At 73.6% G+C, this 26,326-nt stretch carries 24 protein-coding genes; 18 read left to right on the top strand and 6 right to left on the bottom strand.

The genetic code is table 11. From position 1 onward, the window contains the following. Positions 1-237: 237 nt before the first annotated feature. The 7 genes from ald (at position 238) to ACI1MP_RS10895 (ending at position 7,445) form a co-directional block, all read left to right on the top strand. On the top strand, positions 238-1,353 hold the full coding sequence (ald, locus tag ACI1MP_RS10925; RefSeq protein WP_100586047.1) for an alanine dehydrogenase: 1,116 nt from the start codon (positions 238-240) through the stop codon (positions 1,351-1,353). A 459-nt stretch (positions 1,354-1,812) separates the two neighbouring features. Beyond that, positions 1,813-2,874, top strand: a complete 1,062-nt coding sequence (locus ACI1MP_RS10920) for a ParA family protein (protein ID WP_035867306.1) — start codon at positions 1,813-1,815, stop codon at positions 2,872-2,874. 41 nt (positions 2,875-2,915) lie between these two features. Beyond that, positions 2,916-3,377 carry a hypothetical protein gene (locus ACI1MP_RS10915; RefSeq protein ID WP_380338812.1) on the top strand — a complete coding sequence of 154 codons (462 nt, stop codon included), beginning with the start codon at positions 2,916-2,918 and terminating at the stop codon, positions 3,375-3,377. A 43-nt stretch (positions 3,378-3,420) separates the two neighbouring features. Next, the gene (locus ACI1MP_RS10910; RefSeq protein ID WP_380338815.1) at positions 3,421-4,221 is read left to right on the top strand and encodes a segregation and condensation protein A; all 801 of its coding nucleotides are present in this window, start codon (positions 3,421-3,423) and stop codon (positions 4,219-4,221) included. Positions 4,222-4,391: 170 nt separating this feature from the next. Next, positions 4,392-4,988 carry an SMC-Scp complex subunit ScpB gene (gene scpB, locus ACI1MP_RS10905; RefSeq protein WP_380339024.1) on the top strand — a complete coding sequence of 199 codons (597 nt, stop codon included), beginning with the start codon at positions 4,392-4,394 and terminating at the stop codon, positions 4,986-4,988. Beyond that, positions 4,988-6,256, top strand: a complete 1,269-nt coding sequence (locus tag ACI1MP_RS10900; protein ID WP_380338818.1) for a pseudouridine synthase — start codon at positions 4,988-4,990, stop codon at positions 6,254-6,256. Before scpB ends, ACI1MP_RS10900 begins: the two co-directional genes overlap by 1 nt. 211 nt (positions 6,257-6,467) lie before the next feature. After that, complete coding sequence (locus ACI1MP_RS10895; RefSeq protein WP_043910246.1) at positions 6,468-7,445, top strand: helix-turn-helix domain-containing protein; 978 nt, start codon at positions 6,468-6,470, stop codon at positions 7,443-7,445. A gap of 5 nt (positions 7,446-7,450) precedes the next feature. Here the strand turns inward: ACI1MP_RS10895 and ACI1MP_RS10890 are convergent, their stop codons facing one another. The 3 genes from ACI1MP_RS10890 to ACI1MP_RS10880 are packed head-to-tail and all read right to left on the bottom strand — an operon-like array spanning position 7,451 to position 11,476. Continuing rightward, entirely contained in the window at positions 7,451-7,813 is a 363-nt protein-coding gene (locus tag ACI1MP_RS10890) for a DUF952 domain-containing protein (protein ID WP_043910248.1), read from the bottom strand. A gap of 43 nt (positions 7,814-7,856) precedes the next feature. After that, on the bottom strand, positions 7,857-9,434 hold the full coding sequence (locus tag ACI1MP_RS10885; protein ID WP_380338822.1) for a mucoidy inhibitor MuiA family protein: 1,578 nt from the start codon (positions 9,432-9,434) through the stop codon (positions 7,857-7,859). Beyond that, positions 9,431-11,476, bottom strand: a complete 2,046-nt coding sequence (locus ACI1MP_RS10880; RefSeq protein ID WP_404868557.1) for a DUF4139 domain-containing protein — start codon at positions 11,474-11,476, stop codon at positions 9,431-9,433. The genes ACI1MP_RS10885 and ACI1MP_RS10880 overlap by 4 nt, the downstream gene beginning before the upstream one ends. 170 nt (positions 11,477-11,646) lie before the next feature. Between ACI1MP_RS10880 and ACI1MP_RS10875 the strand changes: the two genes are divergently transcribed. From ACI1MP_RS10875 to der, 4 genes are all read left to right on the top strand, one after another. Further along, positions 11,647-12,732 carry a prephenate dehydrogenase gene (locus tag ACI1MP_RS10875; RefSeq protein ID WP_363481107.1) on the top strand — a complete coding sequence of 362 codons (1,086 nt, stop codon included), beginning with the start codon at positions 11,647-11,649 and terminating at the stop codon, positions 12,730-12,732. 769 nt (positions 12,733-13,501) lie between these two features. Beyond that, positions 13,502-14,293 (top strand): DUF899 family protein, encoded by a 792-nt coding sequence (locus ACI1MP_RS10870; protein ID WP_380338828.1) that lies wholly within the window; start codon positions 13,502-13,504, stop codon positions 14,291-14,293. A gap of 84 nt (positions 14,294-14,377) precedes the next feature. After that, entirely contained in the window at positions 14,378-15,094 is a 717-nt protein-coding gene (cmk, locus tag ACI1MP_RS10865; protein ID WP_380338831.1) for a (d)CMP kinase, read from the top strand. 126 nt (positions 15,095-15,220) lie between these two features. Continuing rightward, positions 15,221-16,672 (top strand): ribosome biogenesis GTPase Der, encoded by a 1,452-nt coding sequence (gene der / locus ACI1MP_RS10860; RefSeq protein ID WP_404868556.1) that lies wholly within the window; start codon positions 15,221-15,223, stop codon positions 16,670-16,672. Positions 16,673-16,745: 73 nt separating this feature from the next. On the opposite strand, the gene ACI1MP_RS10855 is transcribed toward der, so the two are convergent. Both ACI1MP_RS10855 and ACI1MP_RS10850 read right to left on the bottom strand, forming a co-directional pair. After that, complete coding sequence (locus ACI1MP_RS10855; protein WP_404868555.1) at positions 16,746-17,390, bottom strand: hypothetical protein; 645 nt, start codon at positions 17,388-17,390, stop codon at positions 16,746-16,748. Positions 17,391-17,404: 14 nt separating this feature from the next. Then, entirely contained in the window at positions 17,405-18,283 is an 879-nt protein-coding gene (locus tag ACI1MP_RS10850) for a hypothetical protein (protein WP_404868554.1), read from the bottom strand. Between the two features lie 621 nt (positions 18,284-18,904). Here ACI1MP_RS10850 and ACI1MP_RS10845 point away from each other — a divergent pair. Next, a complete protein-coding gene (locus tag ACI1MP_RS10845) occupies positions 18,905-19,699 on the top strand; it encodes a transglycosylase family protein (RefSeq protein ID WP_100586057.1) in 795 nt (264 codons plus the stop codon). Positions 19,700-19,905: 206 nt separating this feature from the next. Here the strand turns inward: ACI1MP_RS10845 and ACI1MP_RS10840 are convergent, their stop codons facing one another. Next, positions 19,906-20,715 (bottom strand): MBL fold metallo-hydrolase, encoded by an 810-nt coding sequence (locus tag ACI1MP_RS10840; RefSeq protein WP_404868553.1) that lies wholly within the window; start codon positions 20,713-20,715, stop codon positions 19,906-19,908. 139 nt (positions 20,716-20,854) lie between these two features. On the opposite strand from ACI1MP_RS10840, the gene ACI1MP_RS10835 reads away from it, so the two are divergent. The 6 genes from ACI1MP_RS10835 (at position 20,855) to ACI1MP_RS10810 (ending at position 26,000) form a co-directional block, all read left to right on the top strand. Beyond that, the gene (locus ACI1MP_RS10835; RefSeq protein WP_380338847.1) at positions 20,855-21,541 is read left to right on the top strand and encodes an alpha-ketoglutarate-dependent dioxygenase AlkB family protein; all 687 of its coding nucleotides are present in this window, start codon (positions 20,855-20,857) and stop codon (positions 21,539-21,541) included. Between the two features lie 302 nt (positions 21,542-21,843). Continuing rightward, positions 21,844-22,707, top strand: a complete 864-nt coding sequence (locus ACI1MP_RS10830) for an acyl-CoA thioesterase II (protein WP_100586060.1) — start codon at positions 21,844-21,846, stop codon at positions 22,705-22,707. A 76-nt stretch (positions 22,708-22,783) separates the two neighbouring features. Then, complete coding sequence (locus tag ACI1MP_RS10825; protein WP_380338851.1) at positions 22,784-23,572, top strand: DUF1684 domain-containing protein; 789 nt, start codon at positions 22,784-22,786, stop codon at positions 23,570-23,572. Between the two features lie 276 nt (positions 23,573-23,848). Then, a complete protein-coding gene (locus ACI1MP_RS10820; protein ID WP_404868552.1) occupies positions 23,849-24,481 on the top strand; it encodes a TetR family transcriptional regulator in 633 nt (210 codons plus the stop codon). 296 nt (positions 24,482-24,777) lie between these two features. Beyond that, positions 24,778-25,443 carry a VC0807 family protein gene (locus tag ACI1MP_RS10815; RefSeq protein ID WP_404868551.1) on the top strand — a complete coding sequence of 222 codons (666 nt, stop codon included), beginning with the start codon at positions 24,778-24,780 and terminating at the stop codon, positions 25,441-25,443. 152 nt (positions 25,444-25,595) lie between these two features. Continuing rightward, positions 25,596-26,000 (top strand): hypothetical protein, encoded by a 405-nt coding sequence (locus ACI1MP_RS10810; protein ID WP_404868550.1) that lies wholly within the window; start codon positions 25,596-25,598, stop codon positions 25,998-26,000. Positions 26,001-26,326: the final 326 nt, after the last annotated feature.

Raw genomic sequence — 26,326 nt, 5'->3', positions numbered from 1 at the left:
AGTGCGGAGTTCGCCCCGCAATGTGACCTCAGGAAGCCTGCAAGCCTACGAACTTGCCAATGAGTCGAGCTGATTTGTTCGCTTTGGAAGGCTGACACGCTTCCTGGGCTTCATTACAATCGAACTCAGTCGCGCATGGATCCATGCACCGGTTGTCCCGTTGTGCCCCCCCCTCGTGCGCGTCGCCCCGCCGGTCTTCCCCCGGTAGGTTCCCCATGGCAAGAGGACGTGTTAGCCGTGAAGGTCGGCATCCCCCGCGAGGTCAAGAACCACGAGTACCGCGTGGCCATCACGCCTGCCGGTGTGCATGAGCTGGTCCGCAACGGACACGAGGTCGTCATCGAGGACAACGCCGGTGTCGGCTCCTCGATCCCCAACGAGGAGTACGTGGCCGCCGGCGCCACCATCCTCCCCACCGCCGACGAGGTGTGGGCCGCGGCCGACATGATCCTCAAGGTGAAGGAGCCCATCGCGTCGGAGTACCACCGACTGCGCAAGGGCCAGACCCTCTTCACCTACCTGCACCTGGCGGCCGACCGCCCGGGCACGGACGCGCTGCTCGCCTCCGGCACCACCGCCATCGCGTACGAGACCGTGCAGCTGGCGAACGGCGCCCTGCCGCTGCTGGCCCCGATGTCCGAGGTCGCGGGCCGCCTGGCCCCGCAGGTCGGCTCGTACCACCTGATGCGTCCGGCCGGCGGCCGCGGCACCCTGCCCGGCGGCGTGCCCGGCACCCACTCGGCCAAGGCCGTCGTCATCGGCGGTGGCGTCTCCGGCTGGCACGCGGCCACCATCGCCATCGGCATGGGCTACGACGTGACCCTGCTGGACCGCGACATCAACAAGCTGCGCGAGGCCGACAAGATCTTCGGCAACAAGATCAAGGCCATCGTCTCCAACTCCTTCGAGCTGGAGAAGGCCGTCGTCGAGGCCGACCTGGTCATCGGCGCCGTGCTGATCCCGGGCGCCAAGGCCCCGAAGCTCGTCACCAACGAGCTGGTCTCCCGCATGAAGCCGGGCTCCGTGCTCGTCGACATCGCCATCGACCAGGGCGGCTGCTTCGAGGACTCGCACGCCACCACACACGCCGAGCCGACCTTCCAGGTCCACAACTCGGTCTTCTACTGCGTGGCGAACATGCCGGGCGCCGTCCCCAACACCTCCACCTACGCGCTCACCAACGCCACCCTGCCGTACGTGGTGGAGCTGGCGAACCGTGGCTGGAAGGACGCGCTGCGCCGCGACGCCGCGCTCGCCAAGGGCCTGAACGTGCACGAGGGCCAGATCACCTTCCCGGCCGTCGCCGAGGCCTTCGGCCTGGAGTCGGTCTCGCTGGAGAGCGTCCTCGCCTGACGCCCCGCACCCGCTGTCGCCCCCGGCCGTCCGTCCTGTTCGGTCCGGGGGCTTCGGCATGCCCGAAGCGGCCCCGGGGTTTCGCCGAGGCGCCCGGAGGTGTCCACGGCCGGTCAATTCCGGTGCGGTTTGTCACCCGCTCTGTCGACAAGGACACCTGACGCCCCCTCACGGCCCGCCGCCTGCGCGGAAACGTTAGGGTCGTCTCTTGACACGGGGTGGGTGAGTGGCCGACACAACCGGCCCACTACCGTGGATTGTGTTGCTGCGAATGCCCGAAACGGCCTAGAGTCGCAAACCGTTGGCATGCTGCCACGCTGACGAATCGACATAGAGTCCTGGATGTCCAAGGAGGTAAGACGACTTGTGAATGAGTCGACATTTGCTCCCGGGGGTGGTCAGCCAGGACTGGCGGAGCTCTCCGCCGGGCAGCCGAACGAGGAAGCCCGGCACGCCACGGTGGGTGCGCAGGAGGTCGGCTCGGTCGCGGTCCGCACCTTCGAGGCGCGTCAGAGCGCGGCGACGGCCGCCACCGACTACGACGCCGACTTCGCGGCGTACGGCCTGGCCTACAACGAACTCGGCTACGGGCCCTACGACGACCCGGACGCCGAGTACGAGCCCGACCCCGAGTACGCCGCCACGCTGGCCCCCGACGCGGCCCGCCAGCGCCGCGAGCGGGTCGGACCGACCGGCCGTCCGCTGCCGTACTTCCCGATCCCCGCGCCGATCGCCGAGCACGGCCCCGCGCAGATCATCGCGATGTGCAACCAGAAGGGCGGAGTCGGCAAGACCACCTCCACCATCAACCTGGGCGCCGCACTCGCCGAGTACGGCCGCCGGGTCCTGCTGGTGGACTTCGACCCGCAGGGCGCGCTCTCCGTCGGCCTCGGCGTCAACCCGATGGAACTCGACGTCACGGTCTACAACCTGCTCATGGAGCGGGGCCTGACGGCCGATGAGGTCCTGCTGAAGACCGCCATCCCCGGCATGGACCTGCTGCCGTCCAACATCGACCTGTCCGCCGCCGAGGTGCAGCTGGTCAGCGAGGTCGCCCGCGAGTCCGCGCTGGCCCGCGCGCTCAAGCCGCTGCTGCCCGACTACGACTACGTCATCATCGACTGCCAGCCCTCGCTGGGCCTGCTGACGGTCAATGCCCTGACGGCCGCTCACAGCGTCATCGTGCCGCTGGAGTGCGAGTTCTTCGCGCTGCGCGGCGTCGCGCTGCTCACCGAGACCATCGAGAAGGTCTGCGAGCGGCTCAACCCCGAACTGCGCCTGGACGGCATCCTCGCCACCATGTACGACTCCCGCACCGTGCACTCGCGCGAGGTGCTGGCCCGGGTCGTCGAGGCGTTCGGCGAGCACGTCTTCCACACCGTCATCGGACGGACCGTCAGGTTCCCCGAGACCACCGTGGCCGGCGAGCCGATCACCACCTACGCCACCAACTCGGTCGGCGCGGCCGCCTACCGACAGCTCGCCAGGGAGGTGCTCGACCGGTGCCGCCCCGTCGAGTGAGCCTCCCGGGGGCCGACGAACTGTTCCGGGCAACCGGCGGAATGGCCCTGTCGCCCTCGCTCGCACGCAACGGTTCCGGCGGCGGCGCCAGTGCCTCCGGCGGCGCCGCACGGGCGCAGGAGCCCGTGAAGGACGCTCAGGGCGCTTCCGGGGCGGGCCGCACCGCGGACGTCCCGGCCGCCCGGCCGGAGCCCGTCGCGGGCCCTGCGGGGCGCGCGGAGGACCCCGCGGAGGCGGCCCGGCGGGCTGCGACCACGACGGTGCGCGGACGCGGACGGGCCCGGCGCCCGTCCGGGCGGGAACGGCACGACGAGAAGATCACCGTGTACGTGTCCGCCGAGGAGCTGATGGACCTGGAGCACGCGCGGCTGGTGCTGCGCGGCGAGCACGGGCTGGCGGTCGACCGCGGGCGGGTGGTTCGCGAGGCGATCTCGGTGGTGCTGGCGGACCTGGAGCAGCGGGGCGAGGCGTCGATTCTCGTGCGAAGGCTGCGCGGGCGGTAGCGCTCAGCTGGATTTCGCTCCTCGTCTGCCAGAATTACCCGTTGTGTTCCAGGTCCGGTTGGAGAACTTCGAGGGGCCGTTCGACCTGCTGCTCGGGCTGATCGCGAAGCACAGGATGGATGTCACCGAGGTGGCGCTGTCGCGGGTCACGGACGAGTTCGTGGCGCACATCCGGGCGATGGGGCCGGAGTGGGACCTGGATGCGGCGACCGAGTTCCTGGTGGTGGCGGCGACGCTGCTGGACCTGAAGGCGGCGCGACTGCTTCCGGTGGCGGAGGTCGAGGACGAGGAGGACCTGGCGCTGCTGGAGGCGCGGGACCTGCTGTTCGCGCGGCTGTTGCAGTACCGGGCGTACAAGAAGGTGGCGGAGCTGTTCGCCGAGCGGTGGGCGGCGGAGTCGTTGCGGCGGCCGCGGACGGTCGGGCTGGAGCCGCACCACGCGCAGCTGCTGCCCGAGGTGGTGCTGTCGATCGGGCCGGAGCGGTTCGCGCAGCTGGCGGCGAGGGCGTTCGTGCCGAAGCCGAAGCCGGCGGTGTACGTGGACCACATCCACATGCCGCCGGTGAGCGTGCGGGAGCAGGCGGCGCTGGTGGTGGAGCGGCTGAGCGCGCTGGGGGAGGCGACGTTCGGGCGACTGGTGGCGGACGCGGACAACGCGCTGGTGGTGGTGGCGCGGTTCCTGGCGCTGCTGGAGCTGTACCGGGAGAAGGTGCTGGCGTTCGAGCAGCCGCAGGCTCTGGAGGAGCTGGTGGTGCGCTGGGTCGCCGAGGGGGACCGGACGGTCGAGGTGACCGACGAGTTCGACCGTCCCGTGGACGGCGGCGAGGAAGGCGGTGCCCGATGACGGAGCAGCGGTCGCGGCGGACGCTGGGCCTGCCCGGGCAGGCCCGGCCCGGGGAGTGGCAGGAGTCGGCGTATCCCGACGGCGAGCGGGTGGAGCCGGTGGAGCGGGTCCTGGCGCTGCCCGAGGCGGAGGCCGGGGTGCCGCTGCGGGCGGCGCTGGAGGCGGTGCTGATGGTCGCCGACGAGCCGGTGGCGGAGGGCCGGCTGGCCTCGGTGCTGGCCGCGTCGGCGAGAGAAGTGGCTGCTGTGCTACGGGAGTTGGCGGCGGAGTACACCGCACAGGGGCGCGGTTTCGAGCTGCGGCAGGTGGCCGGCGGGTGGCGGTTCTACAGTCGTGCGGAGTGTTCGGCGGCGGTGGAGCGGTTCGTCCTGGACGGGCAGCAGGCCCGGCTCACGCAGGCCGCGCTGGAGACTCTGGCGGTGGTGGCGTACCGGCAGCCGGTGTCGCGCGGGCGGGTTTCCGCGGTCCGTGGTGTGAACTGCGACGGCGTGATGCGTACCCTGGTACAGCGAGGACTGGTCGAAGAAGCCGGCACCGAGCCCGAGACCGGAGCGATCCTGTATCGGACGACGAACTACTTCCTGGAACGGATGGGGCTGCGCGGCCTGGACGAGCTGCCGGAGCTCGCGCCCTTCCTGCCCGAGGTCGACGACGTGGAAACGGAGTCCCTTGAGGGCACGATGATCGCGCAGGCGGTCGCCGCCGCACAGGAGGGGCCGAACCAGGCCGACCCGGACCCAGACGGAAACGACGTACGGACATTTTGATGCGTAGCAGTGGCAACGGCAGGAACAGCGGCGGCGGCGGTCAAGGCCGGGGCGGACAGGGCGGCCGGGGTGGCCAGCAGGGCGGCAGCCGCGGCGGGTCGTCCTACGGCCAGGGCGGCGGCGGTCAAGGCCGGGGCGGATCGTCCTACGGCCAGGGCGGCGGCAGCCGGGGCGGATCGTCCCGCGGCGGCTCGGGCTCGTACGGCGGCGGTTCGGGCTCCTCGGGCTCGTACGGCGGCGGCTCGGGCTCGTACGGGGGCTCGCAGCGCGGTGGCAGCGGGCGCGAGGAGCGCCGCTACCCGGACCGGCCGCTGCGGCCGGAGGAGCGCAAGTACGACCGCCCCGAGTACGGCGGCGGCCCGAACGCGACGCCGGGGCGCGGCGCGTTCGGCTCCCGCAAGCCCGGGGCGGCGCCCCGGCCGCGTCGGGACGGGCAGGGCGCGCCCGGCGACCCGCGGCGTCAGCCGCAGCGCTCGCGCGAGCTGCAGGGCAAGATCGAGGACCGGGTGCTGGCCCGGCACGAGGGCCCCGGCAAGCAGGTCGGCGAAGAGGGCGAGCGCCTGCAGAAGGTGCTGGCCCGGGCCGGCATGGGCAGCCGTCGGGCCTGCGAGGAGCTGATCGCGCAGGGCCGGGTCGAGGTCAACGGCAAGCTCGTGGTCGAGCAGGGCCTGCGGGTCGACCCGATGAACGACGAGATCAAGGTCGACGGGCTGACCGTCGCCACCCAGTCGTACCTGTTCTTCGCGCTGAACAAGCCGGCCGGCGTGGTCTCCACCATGGAGGACCCGGAGGGCCGCCAGTGCCTGGGCGACTACGTGACCAACCGGGAGACCCGGCTGTTCCACGTCGGCCGTCTGGACACCGAGACCGAGGGCATCATCCTGCTCACCAACCACGGCGAGCTGGCCCACCGGCTGACCCACCCCAAGTACGGCGTCACCAAGACCTACCTGGCGGCCATCCAGGGCCCGATCCCGCGCGACCTGGGCAAGCAGCTCGCCAAGGGCGTGGAGCTGGAGGACGGCTGGGCGCGTGCCGACAGCTTCAAGGTGATCTCGAACGTCGGCAAGAACTACCTGGTCGAGGTGACCCTGCACGAGGGCCGCAAGCACATCGTGCGTCGCCTGCTGGCCGAGGTCGGCTTCCCGGTGGAGAAGCTGGTCCGCACCGCGTTCGGGCCGATCTCGCTCGGCGACCAGAAGTCGGGCTGGCTGCGCCGCCTGACCAACCCCGAGGTCGGGGCGCTGATGAACGAGGTCGGGCTGTAACGGCAGCCCTTGCCGGGAGCCCGTTCGCCGTGTACGGCGAACGGGCTCCCGGCGTGTACGGAGACTTTGCCGGGTCTTGACCGGCGAGGCGGGCCGTGCGGCCTTGCTATCGTTCGACCCGTTGGCAGAAGATTGCCACCGAAGTTCGCCCCGGCGCGTGGCGGAAGTGCGCCACCGCGTCAGGGGACGGGGCGGCGGGGGAAGGAAGTTCATGCTCGACGCATTCACCGTGCTGGGCCTCGGCCGGCCGGACGGCCAGGTGTACGCCGCGCTGGTCGTCGCGCCGCAGTCGACCGCCCAGGAGCTGGCCGAACACTGCGGCCTGACCCTGGACCAGTGCCGGCAGGCGCTGGACCGCCTCGCCGAACAGGGCATGGCGACGCGCGCCCCGGTCGATCGGGAGCGCTACCTGGCGGTCGCCCCCGACGTCGCCATCGGCACCCTGATAGGCCATCGCGAGGCCGAACTGCGCTCCGCCCGCGCCGAGATGCACCGCCTGATGGACGCCTTCCGGGAGGCGTCCCGGTACACCGACCCCGCGCACTCGGTGGAGGTGCTCACCGGCGGCGAGGCGATCGCCCAGCGGCTGGAGCACCTGGTGGAGTCCGGCCAGTACCAGATCCGCGGCTTCGACTGCCCGCCGTACGTGCAGGACCCGACCGTGCAGCAGCCCCGGCAGCGGGCCAAGCTCAAGGCCGGGGTGCGGATCCGCACCGTCTTCGACAAGGAGGCGATCGCCTGGCCCGGGCGGCTGGAGCAGGAGATCCTCACCGGCGTCGAGGACGGCGAGGAGGCCCGGGTGCGGCCGGTGCTGCCGATGAAGATGATGATGGCCGACGACAAGATGGCGATCATCCCGATCAGCGTCGGCGACAGCGTCCTGGACGCCGCGTACGTCATCCACCCGTCCGCGCTGCTGCAGGCCCTGGACGCGCTGTTCGAGGCCGAGTGGGAGCGGGCCGTGCCGCTGCAGACCGTGATCGGCGGCGGCGACGGCCCCGGGCCGGACTCCGACCACCTGAAGCTGCTCGGACTGCTCGCCGCCGGCCTCACCGACGAGTCGATCGCCCGCTCGCTCGGCTGGAGCGCCCGCACCACCCAGCGCCGCCTGCAGGGCCTGATGCGCGAACTCGGGGCCACCACCCGGTTCCAGGCCGGGATGGCGGCCCGCGAGCGCGGCTGGCTGTAGCCCGGCTAGCTCCAGGGGCGCAGCGCGGCCCAGCGCCCGTCCGGGCCGCGCTCCACCTTCTCCAGGCCCACCACGGCCGTCCGGTTCAGCCGCCCGTAGATGTGCGGGAACAGCACCCCCGGGGTGCTGCCGGGAGGCGGCCCGCCGGTGGCCGCCTCCCACTTCACCATCGGTTCGACGAGCTTCTCCTCGATCAGCAGCGCCATCAGCGGATCCGGGGAGTCCGGGAAGTACTGGTTGGCGACCGCCAGCACCGTGGTCTCGTCCGGCGAGCAGTGCAGGAAGCCCTCGGTGAGCAGCGAGGCGGCGGTGTACGGCCGGCCCGGGTCGCGCAGCCAGTCGTCCAGCGGGGCGAGATGGTAGATCATGTCTCTTTTGTACCGGAGCTGACGGCCTGTCGGGCGCGGCCGCTCACAGGCCCGCCACCTTCGCCGCCGCCGACACCTCGTACACCAGCGTGACGGTGCGCCGGCCGCCCGGCGGCAGCGGCACCTCCCAGCGGGCGATACCGTCGGCGTCCAGCTCGTCGGGCGGCGGCGCGCAGCGGTCCCTGCGCAGCCGCACCTCCACCGCCTGCACCTCGGAGACCGGGATCCGCTCGCGGACCGTCACCACCTGCTCGGCGTCCTCGCCGGGCGCGGAGAACCGCGACAGGTGCAGGCGCACCGTACGGGTCAGCAGGGTGCGCTGGCCGCCCAGGCCGGCGCCCTCGCGGCGCTCCTCGAACTCCCGCACCACCCGCAGGCCGTCCGTGGAACCGAACGCCAGCCGCACCGGCGCGCCCGCCGCGGCGAACTCCAGCGCGCCCCGGCCGGTCCAGCCGGAGCCGCGCACCAGGTCCACCGGACCGGCCAGCAGCGCGTGCCCCGAGGCGTTGCGGAACGACACCACCTCCGTCACCAGCTCGGACAGCTCCGGCGCCGCCGCGAACTCGCTGCGCGCCCCGGTCTCGAACGCGCTCACCGGCACCCGGTGCGCCCGCCCGTCCGAGGGCACCGTGACCGGTTCCGCGGCCCGCAGCACCCGCACCTCGCCGCCGTCGTCCACGCCCGGCAGGCCCGGCTCCAGCGGGCCCGCGTCGGCGATCGCCTGCTCGCGCAGCTCCACCTCGACGGTCTTCTTCTCCTGCGCCGAGCGCTCCCGCAGCACCAGCCGGTCCTCGACCAGCGCCGGCGGCTCGCCCGCCGACGCGGAACGGGCCGTGGACAGCGTCAGCGCGACGTTCGACCAGTCCTCGCCGGTGCGCTGCCACACCACCGCCTCGGTCTCCAACCGCAGTGTGTCGCCCGCCAGTTCGGCCCGGTACGCGGGCCGCCACAGCGCGCACGCCGTCAGATGCCCCACCCGGGCCAGGAACCGGCCCGGCTCGGAGCACTCCACCGACAGCTCCACGAACGCCAGCAGCTCGACCGGCTCCTCCTCGGCCCGGGACAGCGCCAGCTCGGCGTGCCCCTGGGCCACCGTCAGCTCGGACGCGCGCATCCGCGAGGCCCGCAACTGCTCGCCGTACGACTCCCGCTCGGCGTCCACCCGGTCCAGCTCGCGCGACCAGCGGGCCTGCTCCAGCTCGCCGACGCCCGCGCCCTCGCCGATCTCCCGCAGCAGGTCCGCGGCCAGCTGGCCGAGCAGCGCCAGCCGCGCCTCCAGGCGCTCCTGGCGGCGCGACTCGGTCAGGTACTCGCGCTCCAGCCGGTGCACCCGGCGGCGCAGCGCCGAATCGTCGGCGCCCGGCGCGAGCGGCGCCGGCGGCTGCCAGGACCGCACCAGGCGGACGTCCAGCACCTTCGCCGCCTCGGTCGGCGCGCCGTCCCCGGCCAGCACCGCCGCGTGCAGCGAACGGTCCACCGCCAGCGCCGTCACCGGGCCCAGCCGCAGCCGGTGCACGCCCGGCGCCAGCTCCAGCTCCGCCGTCCGCTCCAGCTGCGCCCGGTCCTCCAGGCACGTCACCGCGGTCACCGGAAGGGCGATCGTCTCCTCGTCCACGTTCAACTCCTTCGGTTCCCGCCGACCACGGCCTTACCGGCCGGGATCCGGATCACATAACCGCCCGTCAGCTCCGTCGAACCCCCGGCCGGCACCACCACCCGCCGGATCCGCGCCGACGACGGGAGCTGAGCGGTCGGCTCCTCGGGCGGCGACCAGCCCGGCCGCTCCTCCACCCGCACCTCCGCGTCACCGCTCACCGGCACCCGCTCGCGGACCTCCACCGGCGCGTCGTGCGGCAGCCGGTTCACCAACTCGATCCGCACCTGGTGGTCCAGCACCGCCGTCGAGTTCAACACCCCCGACGTCGACTCCCGCACCTCGCTGTGCCGGGCCACCCGCACCTCCTCCGCGCGGCCCAGGCCCACCTCGCGCACCCCGCCGGGCGCCAGCGTCGGCAGCGCCGCCGTCGTCAGGAAGCCGCCGTCCACCGACACCTCCACCGGCCCCGCCAGCAGCGCGTGCGCTGTGCCGTTCGCCAGCTCCAGCACCGCGTACACCGCCTCCTCCACCGACGGCACGCACACGTAGCGCGTCGCCACCTCCACCGGCAGCTCCGCCACCGCCACCGTGTGCCACACCCCGTCCGACGGGATCTCGGCCGGCGCCACCGCGTCGAACCGGTGGTCGAACGACCCCGCCGACTCGCGCGGCCGCACCGCGAACACCGGCAACGGCAGCCCGCCCACCGCCTCCGCGCCCCGCAACGCGCCCGCCGCGGCCGACTCGCCCCGCGGGAACAGCCGGCCCCGGCGGAACGACTCCTCCTGCGCGCCCGCCAGCACCAGCCCCGCGTAGTCCAACTGGTCCGCGGACGGACGCGGCCCCGCCGGGACGGCGGGCTCGGCCGGGTCGGCGGCCGCATCGGCGGACAGCTCCGCCATGAACGGCGCGGGCACCGCACCGCCGTACGCCATCACCTCGGCCGGCGCGCCCGCGGGCGGCGGGCCCTGCGGGGCGGCCGGCGCCGGCATCGACCGCGGCTGCATCGAGGCCGCCGCGCCGAAACCCGCCGGGCGGGCCTTCGCGGACGCACCACCGCCCGCCGGACGGCCCGGCTTCGGCGCCACCGGGGCCGGCGCCGTCGCAGCCACCGGCACCGCGCCGATCGCCCGCGGCCCCTCCGGCACCGGCTTCGACGCCTGCGCGCCCACCCAGTCGGCGAACAACTCGTCCAGCCCCGCCGGCTGCGCCCGCCACCCCGACGGCGCCGGGGCCGGCTGCCGACGGCCGATCCGCAGCGAACTCAGCCGCGGCAGCCCGCTCGGCCGGGCCAGATCCGCCGTCGACAGCGCGAGCCGCACCCCCGACCAGTCCTCGCCCGTGCGCTGCGCCACCGACGCCCGCAACGTCAGCCGGGCCGCACGCTCACCCCGGCGGTGCGCCAACTGGTACGTCGGCACCCACACCGCGCCCGGCACCGCGTACTCCACCTCCAACTCCACCGGCCCCGCGCCGCGGACCGTCACCACCGCCCGCGCCGACGACTCCACCCCGCCCGGCTGATCGGCGCTCGACCGCTGCCGCGCACGGACCGACGCCACGTCGAACGCGTGGTCCGCCGACGCGACCTGCTGCGCCAGCTCCACCGCCCGCTCGTGCAGCACCGCGAGACGCGCGTCCACGAACTCCGCCAGCTCCAGCACCGCGTCCGCCGGCGCCCGCCGCAAGCCCTCGTCGCGGCGGCGCTGCGGCGACACCGGGCGCAGCGCCGCCACCTCCCGGATCCGCGCGTCCAACCGCTCCTGACGCTCCACCAGGCGGTCGCGCTCCGCGCCCAGCTCCTTCAACTCCCGCTCCCAGGCGGGCGATTCGTCCTCCTCGCGGACGCTCTCGACATGCTCGACCCGGGCCTCCACGACCCGCGCCGCGCCGGACAGCACCCGCACCCGCAGCGAACCCTCCGCGGCGAGCCGCGGCAGCCCCGTCACCCGCACCCGGCCGTCCGCCGGCAGTACACCCGACGCGCGGCGACGGCACACCGCACCCACCGCGTGCACCACCACCGACTCCAGCCTCGACTCCCACACCGCCAGCTGCCCCGCCACCTCGCCCCCTTCGCCACCGGCCCGAACCCCGGACCCGGGCGCCCAGTCTGCACCCAACCGCCGTCACACCACCCGGATTTCCCCTGCGAGTCGGCCAACCGCGCCCGCCCGCCGGGCCGTGCGGGACAATGGCCCGACCAGCACCGCGACCAGTAGGACGAGGACCCGCCATGCGCACAGCCGCCGTCATCGGCACCGGACTCATCGGAACCTCCGCCGCGCTCGCCCTCACCCGCCGCGGCATAAGCGTCCACCTGGAGGACGCCGACCAGGACGCCGCCCGCACGGCCGCCTCGCTCGGCGCCGGCACCACCGAACTCCCCGACGGGCCCGTCGACCTGGCGATCATCGCGGTGCCGCCCGCCCTCGTCGGCAAGGTCCTCGCGGACTGCCAGCGGCGCGGCCTCGCCCGCTGCTACACCGACGTCGCCAGCGTCAAGGCCGGGCCGCGCGGCGAGATCACCGCACTCGGCCTCGACACCGTCCACTACATCGGTTCCCACCCGATGGCCGGCCGGGAACGCTCCGGGCCGCTCGCCGCCACCGCCGACCTCTTCGAAGGCCGGCCCTGGGTGCTCACGCCCACCGCCGACACCGACACCGAGACGCTCAACGCCGCCCTCGAACTCGTCGCACTGTGCGGGGCGATGCCGATCGTCATGGACGCCGCCGACCACGACCGGGCGGTCGCGCTGGTCTCGCACGCACCGCAACTGCTGTCCTCGCTGGTCGCGGCCCGCCTCGAACACGCCGAGGAGACCGCGGTCCGGCTCTCCGGGCAGGGCGTGCGCGACGTCACCCGGATCGCCGCGTCCAACCCCGCCATGTGGATCGACATCCTCTCCGCCAACGCGGGCGTCGTCGCCGACATCCTCGACGACCTCGCGACCGACCTCGCCGAGACCGTCACCGCGCTCCGGGCCCTCCAGGGCACCGACGAGGCCGAACGCCGCGAAGGCGCCGCCGGCATCGAAGCCGTCATGCGCCGCGGCAACACCGGCCAGGCCCGCATCCCCGGCAAGCACGGCGCACCGCCCACCCGCTACGAGACCGTCACCGTCGTCCTCGGCGACCAGCCCGGCGAACTCGGCCGCCTCTTCGGCGAAGTCGGCGCCCTCGGCGTCAACATCGAGGACGTCACCATCGAGCACTCCACCGGCCAACAGGTCGGCCACGTCCAACTGGCCGTCGCCCCGGCGGTCGTGCGGGCCCTGGTGGCGGGGCTGCGGGAGCGTGGCTGGGGGGTCCGCGACTGACGGGGGTTGTCCGCTGCGCGGGGCGTGGGCGGGGGATTTGAGGAAGGGCGGCGGGGGCCCCGGGCGGGTGGGGGCCCGCTGCGCGGGGTTCGGGGGAGGGGGTCGAGGAGGCCGGCGTCGTGCGGGCCTTGGCGGCGGGGTTGGGGGAGCGTGGCTGGGGGGTCCGCGACTGACGGGGGTTGTCCGCTGCGCGGGGCGTGGGCTGCGGGTTCGAGGAAGGGCTGCGGGAGCCCATCCCGCTGCGTGGAGCTTGAGGGCTGGGTTGAGGGGTCGGCGGTTGTGCGAACGCCGGTGGCTGGGGCTGCGTGAGCGTGGGCAGGGGTGTCCGGGGACGAAGGGGTTCTTCGCTGCGCATGGCCTGGGGGTGGGTAGGCCGGCGGTCGTACGGACCCTGGTAGCGGGGCTGCGGCTGGGGGCCGGTGGGGTTCTCCGCTGCGCGCGGTCCGGGCGAGGGAGTCCGGCCTGGGGGGATTCCGCTGCGCGGGGCTTGGGAGTGAGCAGGCCGGCGGGTTCTCCGGTTCGTGTGGCTGGACGCCCCGGGGTTGGCGGGAGGATTCCGCTGCGAGGGGGGTGGTGGGGCGGCTGGGGCGGAGAGCTGCGGTTCGCACTCCGGTGGCGGGGGTGCGTGTCCGGGGTCGGCGGGGTTCTCCGGGGTGTGGGGGAGTCGGGAATTTGTCGGATGGGGGCCGATGAGTTTCGGGGGCGGGGGTCGTCTGTACGGGTGGGCGTCGGTGGGGCGTCCTTCCGGTGGGCGGACGGAGGGCCTGTGGTGAGTGGGACTGGTGGGCGGCCGGTGGTCGTGGGCATGGAGGCGTGGGAGGCGGCTCGGCAGGAGGTGTTGGTGCGGGAGAAGGCGCATACCCGGGAGGGGGACGCGTTGGCGGCGGCTCGCAGGGCGTTGCCGATGGTGGAGGTGGACGGGGCGGCCGTCGTCGTGGGGGCCGGTGGGGCGGTGGCGTTCCGGGAGTTGTTCGAGGGGCGGGACGAGCTGGTCGTGTACCAGCACATGTGGTGGGACGGGGCGCCGTTCCAGGGGCAGTGCGAGGGCTGCACGATGGTGGCGTGGCACCTGGGGGACTCCGCGTACCTGAATGCCCGGGGCGTCTCGTTCGCAGTGGTGACCAGTGGCCCGTGGGCGGAGGTCGCTCCGTACGTGGAGTTCATGGGGTACACCCAGCCCTGGTTCTCGGTGCGTGACGCGCCCGCGCCGATCGGCGGTGACATGGGCCGGCTGATGTGCTTCCTGCGGGACGGCGACCGGGTGTTCCTCACGTACAGCACCACCGGTCGCGGCACGGAGCGGATCAACAGTTCGCTGGCGCTGCTCGACATGACGCCGTACGGCCGCCGGGAGGGCTGGGAGGACGTTCCGGAGGGCTGGCCGGAGGTGCCGGACGCGGGGTCGCCGGTGGGCGGGCACGGCGCGCCGATCGGCTGGTTCTGGCGGACGGACGCCGACGGCGTGGCGACCTGGGGGCCGACCGGCCGGCCGGTGCCGCAGTGGACCCGGCCGGGGGCGTCGCCGGTGGAGACCCTCGGGAGGGGCGGCCACTGCCACTGACCACGTGCGGGGCCGGGACGGGGCACGGCGGGAGTCCATTAACCTTGAGGTGAGTTCTGGTGCCGTGAGAGAGAGGTTCGCCCCGTGGACAGTGTCGACCGAGCGTCGAACAGCCCGGTCGTCGTCGCCATCGACGGGCCTTCGGGATCCGGGAAGTCGACGGTGTCGCGGGCAGTGGCCGCGCGGCTGGGCCTGAGCTTCCTGGACACCGGCGCGATGTACCGGGCGATGACCTGGTGGATGCTCGCCAACGACGTGGACGTGGACGACGCGGAGGCGGTGGCGATCGCGTGCACCAAGCCCGTCATCGTCTCCGGCACCGACGCCGCCGGGCCGACCATAACCGTGGACGGCCAGGACGTGTCCGGCCCGATCCGCGGCCCCGAGGTGACCGCCAAGGTCAGCGCGGTGGCCGCGGTTCCCGCGGTGCGGGCCCGGCTGGTGGAGCTGCAGCGCGGCTGCGCCTCGCACGCCGCCCGCGGCATCGTCGCCGAGGGCCGTGACATGGGCAGCGTGGTGTTCCCGGACGCCACCGTGAAGGTCTTCCTGACCGCGTCCGAGCAGGCCCGTGCCGAGCGGCGGGCCGCCGAGCTGCGCGCCAAGGGCCTGGACGAGGCGACGATCACCGCGATGGCCGCCGACCTGGCCCGCCGGGACGCCGCCGACTCCTCCCGCGAGACCGCCCCGCTGACCCGGGCCGCGGACGCCGAGCTGGTCGACACCAGTGAACTCACCCTCGACCAGGTGATCGGCACGATCACCGCCCTGGTCGAGGACCGGGCCGGCCTGACCGCCGCCTGACCCCAGACCCCCCCGAACGATCCGAACGATCCGACCGCGCGAGATCCGCGCGGTTCGCGCTGCCCGCGGGCAGGTACGCACGGTCCGCCCCTGGGAAGGGCCGGGCCGGGAAATGGAAGACAGAGCATGAGCAACGACACGACCGCCCAGCACGGCGAGCTCGGCGACGCCGAGTACGCCGAGTTCATGGCGCTCGCCGCCGAGGAGGGCTTCGACGCCTCCGAGGTCGACGCCGACCTGGACGGCCACGGCCCGATGCCGGTGCTGGCGATCGTCGGCCGCCCGAACGTCGGCAAGTCCACCCTGGTCAACCGCATCATCGGCCGCCGCGAGGCGGTCGTCGAGGACCGCCCCGGCGTGACCCGTGACCGGGTCAGCTACGAGGCGATGTGGGCCGGCCGCCGCTTCAAGGTGCTGGACACCGGCGGCTGGGAGATCGACGTCCTCGGCCTCGACGCGATGGTCGCCGCGCAGGCCGAGCTCGGCATCGAGCAGGCCGACGCGGTGCTGTTCGTGGTGGACGCCACCGTCGGCGCCACCGACACCGACGACGCGCTGGTCCGGCTGATCCGCCGGGCCGGCAAGCCCGTGGTGCTGTGCGCCAACAAGGTCGACGGCCCGTCCACCGAGGCCGAGGCCGCGTACCTGTGGTCGCTGGGCCTGGGCGAGCCGTACCCCGTGTCCGCGCTGCACGGCCGCGGCTCCGGCGACCTGCTGGACGCCGTGCTGAAGGTGCTCCCGGAGGCCCCGCCGCAGCTGTTCGGCGACGGCCTGGCCCCCGGCGGCCCGCGCCGCGTCGCGCTGATCGGCCGTCCGAACGTCGGCAAGTCCAGCCTGCTGAACAAGGTCGCCGGCGAGGACCGCGTGGTCGTCAACGAGCTGGCCGGCACCACTCGTGACCCGGTCGACGAGATGATCGAACTCGGCGGCAAGACCTGGAAGTTCATCGACACCGCCGGTATCCGCCGCCGGGTCCACCTGACCTCCGGCGCGGACTTCTACGCCTCGCTGCGGACCTCCGCCGCGCTGGACAAGGCCGAGGTCGCGGTCGTCCTGGTCGACGCCAGCGAGACCCTCGCCGAGCAGGACACCCGGATCATCTCGATGGCCGTCGAGGCCGGGCGTGCCGTCGTCATCGCCTACAACAAGTGGGACCAGCTCGACGAGGAGCGCCGGTTCTACCTGGAGCGCGAGATCGAGCGCGACCTGGTGCAGGTCCAGTGGGCGCCCCGGGTGAACGTCTCGGCGAAGACCGGACGCCACATGGAGAAGCTCGTCCCCGCGATCGAGACCGCGCTGGCCGGCTGGGAGACCCGCATCCCCACCGCCCGCCTGAACGCCTTCCTCGGCGAACTGGTCGCCTCGCACCCGCACCCGATCCGCGGCGGCAAGCAGCCGCGCGTCCTGTTCGGCACCCAGGCGGGCACCCGCCCGCCGCGGTTCGTGCTGTTCGCGTCCGGCTTCCTGGAGGCCGGCTACCGCCGCTTCATCGAGCGCCGCCTGCGCGAGGAGTTCGGCTTCGAGGGCACCCCGATCTCGATCTCGGTCCGGGTGCGCGAGAAGCGCAAGAAGAAGTAGTAGGAGACGTACGGACGGCTGTGGGCCGCGGACACCGAAGGGTGCGCGCGGCCCACAGCCGTCTGCGGACCGGTCAGGCGTCCCGGCCCGGCGGCAGCGACAGCACCGAGCGGTGCCGCCCGCCCGCCGGGCCCGCGGCGGACGGGGCGCCGGCGGCCTGCTGGGGCGGGCCGAGGTAGCCGGAGGCCACCCAGCCCTGGCCGTTGGCCTGCGCGGCGGACCCCGGCGTGGGGACGAACTGCGGCCCGCCCCCGGCCTGCCCGGCGTACGTCTCGAAGGACTGGTGCTGCGGGTACCCGGGCTGCTCGCGCCGCTCGGCCGCCACCTCGCGCGGCTGCTGCTCGCGGACCGCGAAGCCGGTGAACCTCAGCCCCTCCTCGCCGGAGCGGTCGCCCGGCAGCGCCCGGAACATCCGCCGGTACTCGGAGTACAGCGAGTCGTAGATCGGGGTGGCCGACACCGGGTGCTCCGCGTCGTACGACGGGCGCATGCTCGGGATCGACCGGCCGGCGGGGGCGGAGGGACGGCCGGGGGAGGCGAGGTCGTAGCTGTACACGTAGGAGCCAACGAGCGAGACCGGCTTGGGATGCGGGGGCGCCGCCCCCGGTCCTATCGCCGGACCACCGCGCCGGGCCCCCTCAACCTCCTTCCGGAGGGCCGTGGTTGACGAGGTGTCGGACGAGTCGGTGACGGCCGGGTCGTTCACGGGGTCGGTCATCGGCGCGCCCCCGCTCAGGTGCCGGCCAGCGGCAGCGTGCCCGCCGCCAGCACGCCGCGGGCGGCGGCCCGGTCCAGGGCCACCCGCAGCAGGTCCTCGCGGGGCTGGCGGCCGACCGCGCCGGCCGGCACCGCGAACATGACCACCTCGGACTTGCGGGCCGCCGCCGCCCGCCACGCCGGGGTGACCTGCAGCGCCTGGTGGGCCTGCCACCAGGCGGCCGAGCCGCCGGTCGCCGAGGGCTGCAGGATCGCGTGCAGCTGCCCCATCGCCATCAGCACCGACCAGCCGGCCCGCGGCCGGGCCGGCGCCCGGTTGACGTCCTGGACCAGCTGGAAGCCGTGCTCGGTCAGCAGCGACAGGAACTCGTCCTCGCCGCTCGAACTGCCCGGCCGGCCGACCGGCCCGGTCGGCTCGATCACCAGCGCGGCGTGCTGGGTGTCGCCGCACAGCACGATGCCGCAGGTCACCCCGAGCACGGCGGGCTGCGGCCGGCCCGGCGGCGAGGGGTTGATCGGCTCCGGGATCGTCACCAGGGCGGCGGGGGAGACCTGGGGGGCCGGGGCGGCGGGTGCGGCCTGGACGGGGATCGCCGGCTCGGGGACGGTGGCGCCGCCGCCCTGGCTGATCGAGGCGACGGCGCCGCGCAGCTGCTGCTCGTCCACCGGCACCACCTGGGACGGGATGCAGCGGGCGTGCGCGAAGGCCAGCACCGCGGTCTCCTCACCGACGAACAGCACCGTGCTGGTGCGTTCGCGCAGCGAGTCGCCCGGTTGTCGGCACGAGGTGCAGTCGTACGAGTCCGGGGCGTGGGCTCCCGCCAGCAGGCTGTCGGCCTCGTCGTCGCCGATTTCGGCGCGTACGTCCTCGCTCACCTCAAGCATGCGCGGCACAAAGACTCCTCGTTTCGCCCTGACGATCTGGATGCGCCCGGCGGGACTCTCCGGGTGCGCGGCGCGGGGCGCGCCGACCGCCATTACCAACGGGGGGTTGTGGCTGGGGTCACGGGTCGGCGGTCGGACGACGGGATTTGCGCGGCTTCTGACTGCCCTGTGTGCGCGGGGCGTCGCTATCTGTCGACGCTGTGCCCGACCTCACACCGGCCAAACTGTGACCGGGACCATATTCACGTATGGAGCGATCTTGGGAAAAGCGGACAAAAGGGATATTTATCCTTCGCTTACTTGATCGATACCGCCGGTAACCCTTCGTTGACCTGGGAAAACCCGAAAACGTTTGGCGGCCCGCACACCGGCTTCGTAGGTTCATGGCCGGTGCAACGAGCACCTCCCGGGTTCACCCCCGACGCACGGTCCGCCCGGCTCACCCCGGATCCGGATCCTGCGCCACCGGCGCGACGGCAGCCAGCCGCCGCCGGGGATGCGGACAGGTGGCCGGGGCGGCAGCGGCACGTCCGACACGTGCACGGCCGCCCACCGGACTTGGCGAGCGAACACGGCCCTGCACAGGGCCTGGTTCCGCCTGCCCATCCCGGGGATGTCGAGAGGAATCTCATGACCTTCCGTAACGAGACCGCCGCTGCCACCACCGCCTCCAAGCGCAACCGCATCCGCGCGGCTGTCGTCGGCGGCGCCCTGCTCGCCGCCCCGGTGGCCGGCCTCGTCACGGCCAACTCGGCCTCCGCCGCCGACGTCGCGACCTGGGACAAGGTCGCGCAGTGCGAGTCCGGTGGCAACTGGTCGATCAACACCGGCAACGGCTTCTACGGTGGCCTGCAGTTCACCTCCTCCACCTGGGCCGCGTTCGGCGGCACCGCGTACGCCGCGCAGGCCAACCTGGCCACCAAGGCGCAGCAGATCGCCGTCGCCGAGAAGGTGCTCGCCTCCCAGGGCCCCGGCGCCTGGCCGGTGTGCTCCGTCAAGGCCGGTCTGACCAAGGGCGGCACCCCGGCCCAGGTCGACACCTCCGCCGGTTCCTCCTCCTCGACCTCCACCTCGAAGTCGACCTCGTCGAACTCCTCGGCGTCGTCCTCGTCGACCTCCTCGAAGTCGAACACCGCCGCCGCGGACACCTCCGCCAAGGCCTCCCGCTCCGAGACCCGCACCCAGGCCCCCAAGGCCCAGGAGAGCGCCCCCGCCAAGCAGGACGCCCCGAAGCAGGCCCCGAAGGACAAGCCGGCCGCGGCCGCCAACACCGCCAAGGGCAGCTACACCGTCAAGTCCGGCGACACCCTGTCCAAGATCGCCGCCGGCCTCGGCGTCGACTGGCACAGCCTGTACAACAACAACACCGGTGTCGTCGGCGGCAACCCGAACCTGATCTTCCCGGGCCAGGTCCTGTCCGTCTGAAACACCCCCGGAAGCTCCGCTTCCCCGGGGATCCGTTGATCCCCTCCTGTCGGCGTGAAGCCGCCACCCCGCTGCCGGGGTGGCGGCTTCCGCCGTTCTCGTGCTGCTGCTGCTGCTGCGGGCGGCGCCGGCGGGGGGGCTCCAGGGCCGGATCTCCGGGCCGGAGCTCCGGGGCGGGTCTCTGGGGCGGGTCTCCGGGGCGGGTCTCAGGGGTGGGCGAGGGCGGCGCGGACGCTCGGGGCCACGGTGGCGGGCAGCGCGGCGGACGGGTAGCGCCGGAGCAGGGCGGCCTCGACGGCGTCCGGGGCGACCGGCTTGCCGAGCTCGGTCTCGAAGGCGCGCAGGTAGTCGCCAGTCCAGGCGATCGGGTCGGGGGCGCCGTCCGGATTCGGGGGCTGGTCGGTGAGGTGGCGGTGGCCCGGGACGGTGAGTTGGGCGTCGAGGGCGGCGATCTCGTCCAGCAGGTCGATCCACGCGGTGCGCTCGGCGGCGTGCGGGGCGTCGGCGAGCCGCGGGTGGACGTTCAGCCACAGCAGCGGACCGCCGAACAGCGTCCGGCTGCGGTGCTCCCACACGTAGTGCCGGTCCGGCAGGCCGAGGGACGCGCCGCGCAGCTCCAGCCGGTGGTCCTCCAGCTCCACTGCGTCCTCGGCCAGCGGCTCCAGGTCGACCAGCCGGGTGGGGAGCTCCGTCCCCAGACCGGCCCAGGCGGCGCGGACCTCGCGGTGATCGCGCTCGATCCGTGCCAGGACCGGCGCGGGCGCGAGGAACCGGGCCTCCGGGAACGCGTCGCGGAGCACCTCCGCCGCCAGCCAGTACTCCGGCGCGAAGTCCGGCACCAGCACGGCGCTCAACCGTCGCCCCGAGGACGCCACCTCCCGCTCCAGCCGCCGCCCGTCCGTCAGCCGCAGCCCCGTACCGACCAGCACCGCCCGGTGCTGCCCGAGCACCAGCACCGCCACCTGGTGCGACGACTCCTCGGGAAGGTTCACCACCCGGAACTCCAGCGGATGCATCGCGCCTCCTGCGCCAACCGGCAACACCCCTCCCCCCAGGGTCGGACGGGACGGGGGCCGCCGCATGCGGGGCGGCGGGTGCGGGGCGGGTTGCGGTGAAGGGGGCTCGGGGCGGGTGGGCCGGTGGGAGCATGGAGGGGTGAGCGGTGGTGGGGTGTTCGTCGGGGAGCTGTTCGGGCGCGAGCGCGAGGAACCGGCGCCCGGGGTGGTGCTGGTGCCCGGGTGGCTGGGGGCGGCCGAGCAGCGGGAGCTGGTCGACGCGTGCCGGGAGTGGGCGCGGCCGCCGGCGGGGATGCGGACGGTGATGATGCCGAACGGCGGACAGATGTCGGTGCGGACGGTGTGCCTCGGCTGGCACTGGTACCCGTACGGGTACGCCCGCACCGTGGTGGACGGGGACGGCGCGCCGGTGAAGGCGTTCCCGCCGCAGCTCGGGGAGCTGGCCCGGCGGGCGGTCGCGGAGGCGTACGGCGACGGGATCGGCGAGGTCGAGGGCGCGGCCGACTACGCGCCGGACGTGGCGGCGGTCAACCACTACCCGCACGGCGCGAAGATGGGCCTGCACCTGGATCGCGAGGAGCGGGTGAACGCGCCCGTGGTGTCGCTGTCGCTGGGTGACAGCGCCGTGTTCCGGCTGGGCAACACCGAGACCAGGACGCGCCCGTGGACGGATCTGGAGCTGCGCAGCGGCGACCTGCTGGTGTTCGGCGGCCTGATGCGGTTCGCGTACCACGGCGTGGTGCGGACGCTGCCGGGCACCGCCGACCCGGACCTCGGCCTGGTGGGGCGGCTGAACATCACGGTGCGGCAGTCGGGTCTGGTGTAACGGTGCGGCAGCCGGGTGTGGCGTAACGGTGCGGCAGCCCGGTCCGGTGCAGCAGGTCGCCGGTCGCCGGTCGCCGGTCGCGGTCCTCGGGCGGCCGTTCCCGGGTGGTGGGTGCTCGGACTGTTGCAGCCTGCGGTGCACGCTGCGTGTCCGGCGGCGGTCGGCGCGGGTCGGGCCGTGGGGCTCGCGGGCGTGCCGGAGGGCGGGAATTCCCGGCGGGCGCGGAGACTTGTGCTGGACGGAACACGGCGACCGGCGGCACACCCAGCCCCGCCCGGCCGCCGGGAGAGGGAGCGACACACATGGGAACCCCCGTCGACCAGCTCGTCGACCTGCTCGACCTGGAGCAGATCGAGCTGAACATCTTTCGCGGCCGCAGCCCCGAGGAGGCGCTGCAGCGCACCTTCGGCGGGCAGGTCGCCGGCCAGGCGCTGGTCGCGGCGGGCCGCACGGTGGACGAGGACCGGCCGGTGCACTCGCTGCACGCCTACTTCCTGCGTCCCGGCGTTCCCGGCGTCCCGATCGTCTACCAGGTGGACCGGCTCCGGGACGGACGCTCCTTCACCACCCGCCGGGTGCTGGCCATCCAGGGCGGGCGGTCGATCTTCGCGCTGACCGCCGACTTCCACAAGCCGGAACCCGGCGGCATCGAGCACCAGTTCCCGATGCCGGACGTCCCCGCCCCCGAGGACCTGCCGAGCGCGCTGGACGAGGTCGGCTCCCGGCTGGGCGAACTCCCGCCGTTCATCAGCCGCCGCCAGCCCTTCGACATCCGGTACGTGGACCGGCTCAAGTGGAGCCGCGACGAACTCGACGGCGTCGAGGCCCGCAGCGGAGTGTGGCTGAAGACCAACGGCCCGCTGCCCGACGACCCGCTGATCCACGTCTGCGCGCTCACCTACGCCAGCGACATGACCCTGCTGGACGCCGTCCGCGCCCCCGTCGAACCCCTGTGGGGCGAACGGAACTTCGACATGGCCTCGCTGGACCACGCGATGTGGTTCCACCGCCCGTTCCGGGCCGACGACTGGCTGCTGTACCGGCAGGAGTCGCCGATCGCCCACGGTGCGCGCGGGCTGGCCCGCGGCGAAATCTACGACCGGAAGGGGCAGTTGGTGGTCTCCGTGATGCAGGAGGGTCTGTTCCGCCCGCTCGCCGGGCGCTGACCCGGCCCACGGAAGCCCCGTCCGTCCTGCGATTGACGCAAGTGCCCGAACCAGAGCCCCACTTGGAGGCAGTCCGATGACCGACACCGCAGCCGAGGCGTGGCAGCACTGGACGGAGTCCCGGAGCGCCGCGGTCAGCGCCCCGCACGGCCCGCTCGCGCTGACCGGCACCCACTGGTTGGAGCCCGAACCGGCGAAACTGCCCGGCCTGCCCGGGACTTGGTGGGCCGAGAGCGGCGTCGTGTGCGCCGAGCTCGCCGCCGGCGACAGCGTCCGACTCGAAGGCGAGCAGCAGGAGGCCACCGGCCGGGTCGCGCTGCGCCCCGACACCGACCCGGGCGCGCAGATCGCGGTGCTGGACGGGCTGCGACTGGTCCCGATCGAGCGCGAGGGCGAACTCGCCCTCCGCGTCTTCGACCCCGCCGCGCCGCGCCGGGCCGCGTACGCCGGGATCTCGGTCTTCCCGTACGCGCCCGACTGGGCGGTGCCCGCCGTGTTCACCCCGTTCGAGACCGGCACGCAGGACCTGATGGTGGAGAACGCCGACGGCCGGGCCCGCCCGATGACCGTCGCCGGCCAGGTCGCCTTCACGCTGGGCGGCGAGGAGCACACGCTGACCGTCAGCGGGTCCGGCGGCCCGCTCAGCGCCGTCATCGCGGACACCACCAGCGGCCGGGAGACCTACCGCTTCCGGTTCGTCACGCTGCCCGCACCGGACGCCGACGGGAACACCGTGCTCGACTTCAACCGGGCCTTCCTGCCGCCCTGCGCCTTCGCCGACCACTTCATCTGCCCGTTCCCGCCGCCCGGCAACCGCCTCACCGTCGCCGTCGAGGCCGGCGAGCGGCAGGTGGTCACGCTCTGAGCCCTGCTACCTGAGTCCTGCTCCGCACTGCGCTCGGCCCCGGCTGCCTGTTGGCCGGGGCCGACGTGCGTCGTGGCCCTGCGTTGTGGCCCTGCGTTGTGGCCCTGCGTGTTGTGGTCCTGCTTCGTGATCCTGCGTCGTGGTCCCGCGTCGCGGTCCATGCGTTCGATCGATCGTTTGCTCGTCCGGACAACTTCTTGCTCATGTGAGCAAACAGCGCTACCTTTTTGCTCGGGCGAGCAAGGGCTGGCTCGGGCGAGCAGAGAGGGGTGCTCCGTGGGGCGCACGTTCACCGAATCGGCGCGGCGCCGGCAGATCGTCGAGGCGGCCATCGAAGTGATCGCCGACGCGGGGTACGCCAAGGCCTCGTTCGCGCGGATCGCCAAGCACGCCGGGCTGAGCAGCACCGGGATGATCTCGTACCACTTCAAGGGCAAGGACGACCTGCTGCGCGAGGTGGTCGCGGAGGTCCTGCGGGTCTCCGAGGCGTACATGCGGCCGCGGATCGAGGCTGCGGTGGGCCCGCGGCCGCGCCTTCGCGCGTACATCGAGTCCAACGTCCAGCTGGCGGCCGCGCACCCGCGGGAGCTGGCCGCGCTGGTGGAGATCCTGAACGGCCAGGGCGACGACACGGACGGCGAGTTCGCGGCCGGGCGACGGACGGTGATGGACCTTCAGGAGTACGTGGTCCGCGCCGCCCAGGCGGAGGGCGAGTACGGCCAGTTCGACGCCAAGGTGCTGGTGACGGCGATCCGGGGCGCGATCGACGCGGTCCTGGTCCGCGTGCTGCGCGAACCGGAGATGGATGTGGCCACCAGCGCACGGGAGTTGGCCGACCTGTTCGACCGGGCGGTGCGCCCGGCGGAGATCTGCATGGAAGTGCACCGGCTGCCGGGGGAGGACGCATGAACGAGCGACGATCCGGACGGGTGGGGCCGGATGTGGCGGCGCCGGATGCGGCGGCCACCGGGGTGAGGGGAGCGGACGTGGCGGGGGCGGACGTGGCGGGGACGGACGTGGCGGGGACGGAGACGGGCACAGTGACGGGGGCGGACATGGCGACGGGTGTGGGCGCGGGCGCGGTGGGGGCGGTCGTGGGGGGAACGGGCCCGGCGGAGGCGGGAGTTGAGGCCTCTGAGGGAGCGGCCGGTGGGAGTGCGGTCGGTCGTGGGCCGGCCGAGTTGCCGAGGACGGCGGACGGGCAGGTGGACTGGGCGGCGCTGGCGGGGGACGACTCGACGCCGAAGCAGCGGCAGGCACGCGGTCTGCGGCAGGCGGCCAAGTCGCTGGTTTTCGAGCTGGCGATCCCGCTCGCTGCGTACTACACGCTGCTCGGGTTCGGCGCCGGCCAGTGGCTGGCGATCACGCTGAGCAGTCTGGCCGCACTGCCGTGGTTGATCCTCGGGCTGGTGCGCAACCGCCGGCTGGACGCGATGCCGGTGTTCACGCTGCTGCTGATCGCGGTGGGCGCGCTGCTGTCGGCGGTGACGGGCAGCCCCAGGGTGCTGCTGGTGCGCGACAGTTGGGTGTTCGGGGTGATCGGCCTGTGGATCCTGGGCAGTCTGCTGACCCGCCGCCCCTGGGCGCTCGGCGCGGCCCGGACGGTGGTCGCCGCCAAGATCGGCCCGGTGGGCGCGGACGCCTGGATCGGCCAGTGGGACCACGACCAGACCTTCCGCCGCCACATCCGGCTGCTGACAGTGCTGTGGGGCACGGGCTTCACCTTGGACGCCCTGATCCGGGTCGCTTTCGCGATGACCCTGCCGATCGGCGCGGTGCCGCTGGTGAACGCGCTGCAGTGGCTGGTCGTGCTGGGCGCGATGATCGGCCTCCACACCTGGTACGTGAAGCGGAACGGGCTGCTGGTCTGAGGCCGGAACGCGCCGGCTCTCGTGGCGCGGTTCCGCGGTGCGGTGGCCTTGGTGGTTTTGGCGGTGCGGCGGCTTCGGCGGTGGGTGGCCGGGGCCGCCGCACCCGTTGCCGGGTCGGCACTGTGTCGGTGGCGGCAGGCAGGATCGGCGGCATGATTCCTGTTGAGGACGTCATCGGGCGGGCCGGCCCGGAGGGCGTGCTGCCGCTGCTCACCCTGGCCGAGTTCTTCGAGGGCAACACCGTCGAGGACTCGCTGGCGCCGAACCAGTGGGGCTACGGTCGGCCGCCACTGGCCGAGTTGGCGGCCGGCCTGGCCCGGATCGCCGAGCGGCCGGACGTGGCCTGGGTGCGGGTCCAACTCCACCCGGAGACACTGGACTTGTCCGAGGTGCTGGCCGAGGCCGTCGCCGTGTGCACCAGCGCGGACGCCGCGAACTGCGAGTCCTGGACGGCCGGTTGGGAGTCCAGCGGCGTGGTGACCGGCCTGGTCGACGACTGTTTGGACGTGCCGCCGGTGCCGACCGGAATGACGATCCGATCGATCGTCTGGGACTGATGCCACGTCAATTCGCCCGTCCGCGCGCGTCGTTGGATCGGCGAGCGAAATTCCGGGTGACGGCGGAGATCGGACGCACCTAGACTCGGCGAGCCGAAAGGCGCCCGGGCCGGATGGCCGGCCGGGTGGACCGTGATCAGAAGAGGGAGGGAACAGTCGTGCGTAGCGCCGCTGTTGTCGTTCCCCCGTCGCGGTTCGAGGTGATCCTGGTGTCCTCGGCGGGCCGGCGCCCGCTGCGCGGCCGGCGCCGGTAGAGGACCGCGAGCTCCACCCGATTCCCCCTGCTGTGAACGCCCGTTGTCGGCGTCGCACGGTCGCGCCGACGT

It is taken from the genome of Kitasatospora griseola, assembly GCF_044999035.1.
Taxonomy (GTDB): Bacteria; Actinomycetota; Actinomycetes; order Streptomycetales; family Streptomycetaceae; genus Kitasatospora; species Kitasatospora griseola.
Note: the sequence above shows the minus strand (reverse complement) of the source record. Positions and strands in the feature narration are given on the sequence as shown.

Excerpts from the sequence above, each read along its gene's own strand:
- scpB (WP_380339024.1), top strand. The coding sequence starts at position 4,392 with ATGGTCGCCGACGAGCCGGTGGCGGAGGGCCGGCTGGCCTCGGTGCTG.
- ACI1MP_RS10830 (WP_100586060.1), top strand. The coding sequence starts at position 21,844 with ATGGGAACCCCCGTCGACCAGCTCGTCGACCTGCTCGACCTGGAGCAG.
- ACI1MP_RS10875 (WP_363481107.1), top strand. The coding sequence starts at position 11,647 with ATGCGCACAGCCGCCGTCATCGGCACCGGACTCATCGGAACCTCCGCC.
- ACI1MP_RS10825 (WP_380338851.1), top strand. The coding sequence starts at position 22,784 with ATGACCGACACCGCAGCCGAGGCGTGGCAGCACTGGACGGAGTCCCGG.
- ACI1MP_RS10890 (WP_043910248.1), bottom strand. The coding sequence starts at position 7,813 with ATGATCTACCATCTCGCCCCGCTGGACGACTGGCTGCGCGACCCGGGC.
- ACI1MP_RS10845 (WP_100586057.1), top strand. The coding sequence starts at position 18,905 with ATGACCTTCCGTAACGAGACCGCCGCTGCCACCACCGCCTCCAAGCGC.
- ACI1MP_RS10855 (WP_404868555.1), bottom strand. The coding sequence starts at position 17,390 with ATGACCGACCCCGTGAACGACCCGGCCGTCACCGACTCGTCCGACACC.
- ACI1MP_RS10810 (WP_404868550.1), top strand. The coding sequence starts at position 25,596 with ATGATTCCTGTTGAGGACGTCATCGGGCGGGCCGGCCCGGAGGGCGTG.
- ACI1MP_RS10900 (WP_380338818.1), top strand. The coding sequence starts at position 4,988 with ATGCGTAGCAGTGGCAACGGCAGGAACAGCGGCGGCGGCGGTCAAGGC.
- der (WP_404868556.1), top strand. The coding sequence starts at position 15,221 with ATGAGCAACGACACGACCGCCCAGCACGGCGAGCTCGGCGACGCCGAG.
- ACI1MP_RS10840 (WP_404868553.1), bottom strand. The coding sequence starts at position 20,715 with ATGCATCCGCTGGAGTTCCGGGTGGTGAACCTTCCCGAGGAGTCGTCG.
- ACI1MP_RS10895 (WP_043910246.1), top strand. The coding sequence starts at position 6,468 with ATGCTCGACGCATTCACCGTGCTGGGCCTCGGCCGGCCGGACGGCCAG.
- ACI1MP_RS10915 (WP_380338812.1), top strand. The coding sequence starts at position 2,916 with ATGGCCCTGTCGCCCTCGCTCGCACGCAACGGTTCCGGCGGCGGCGCC.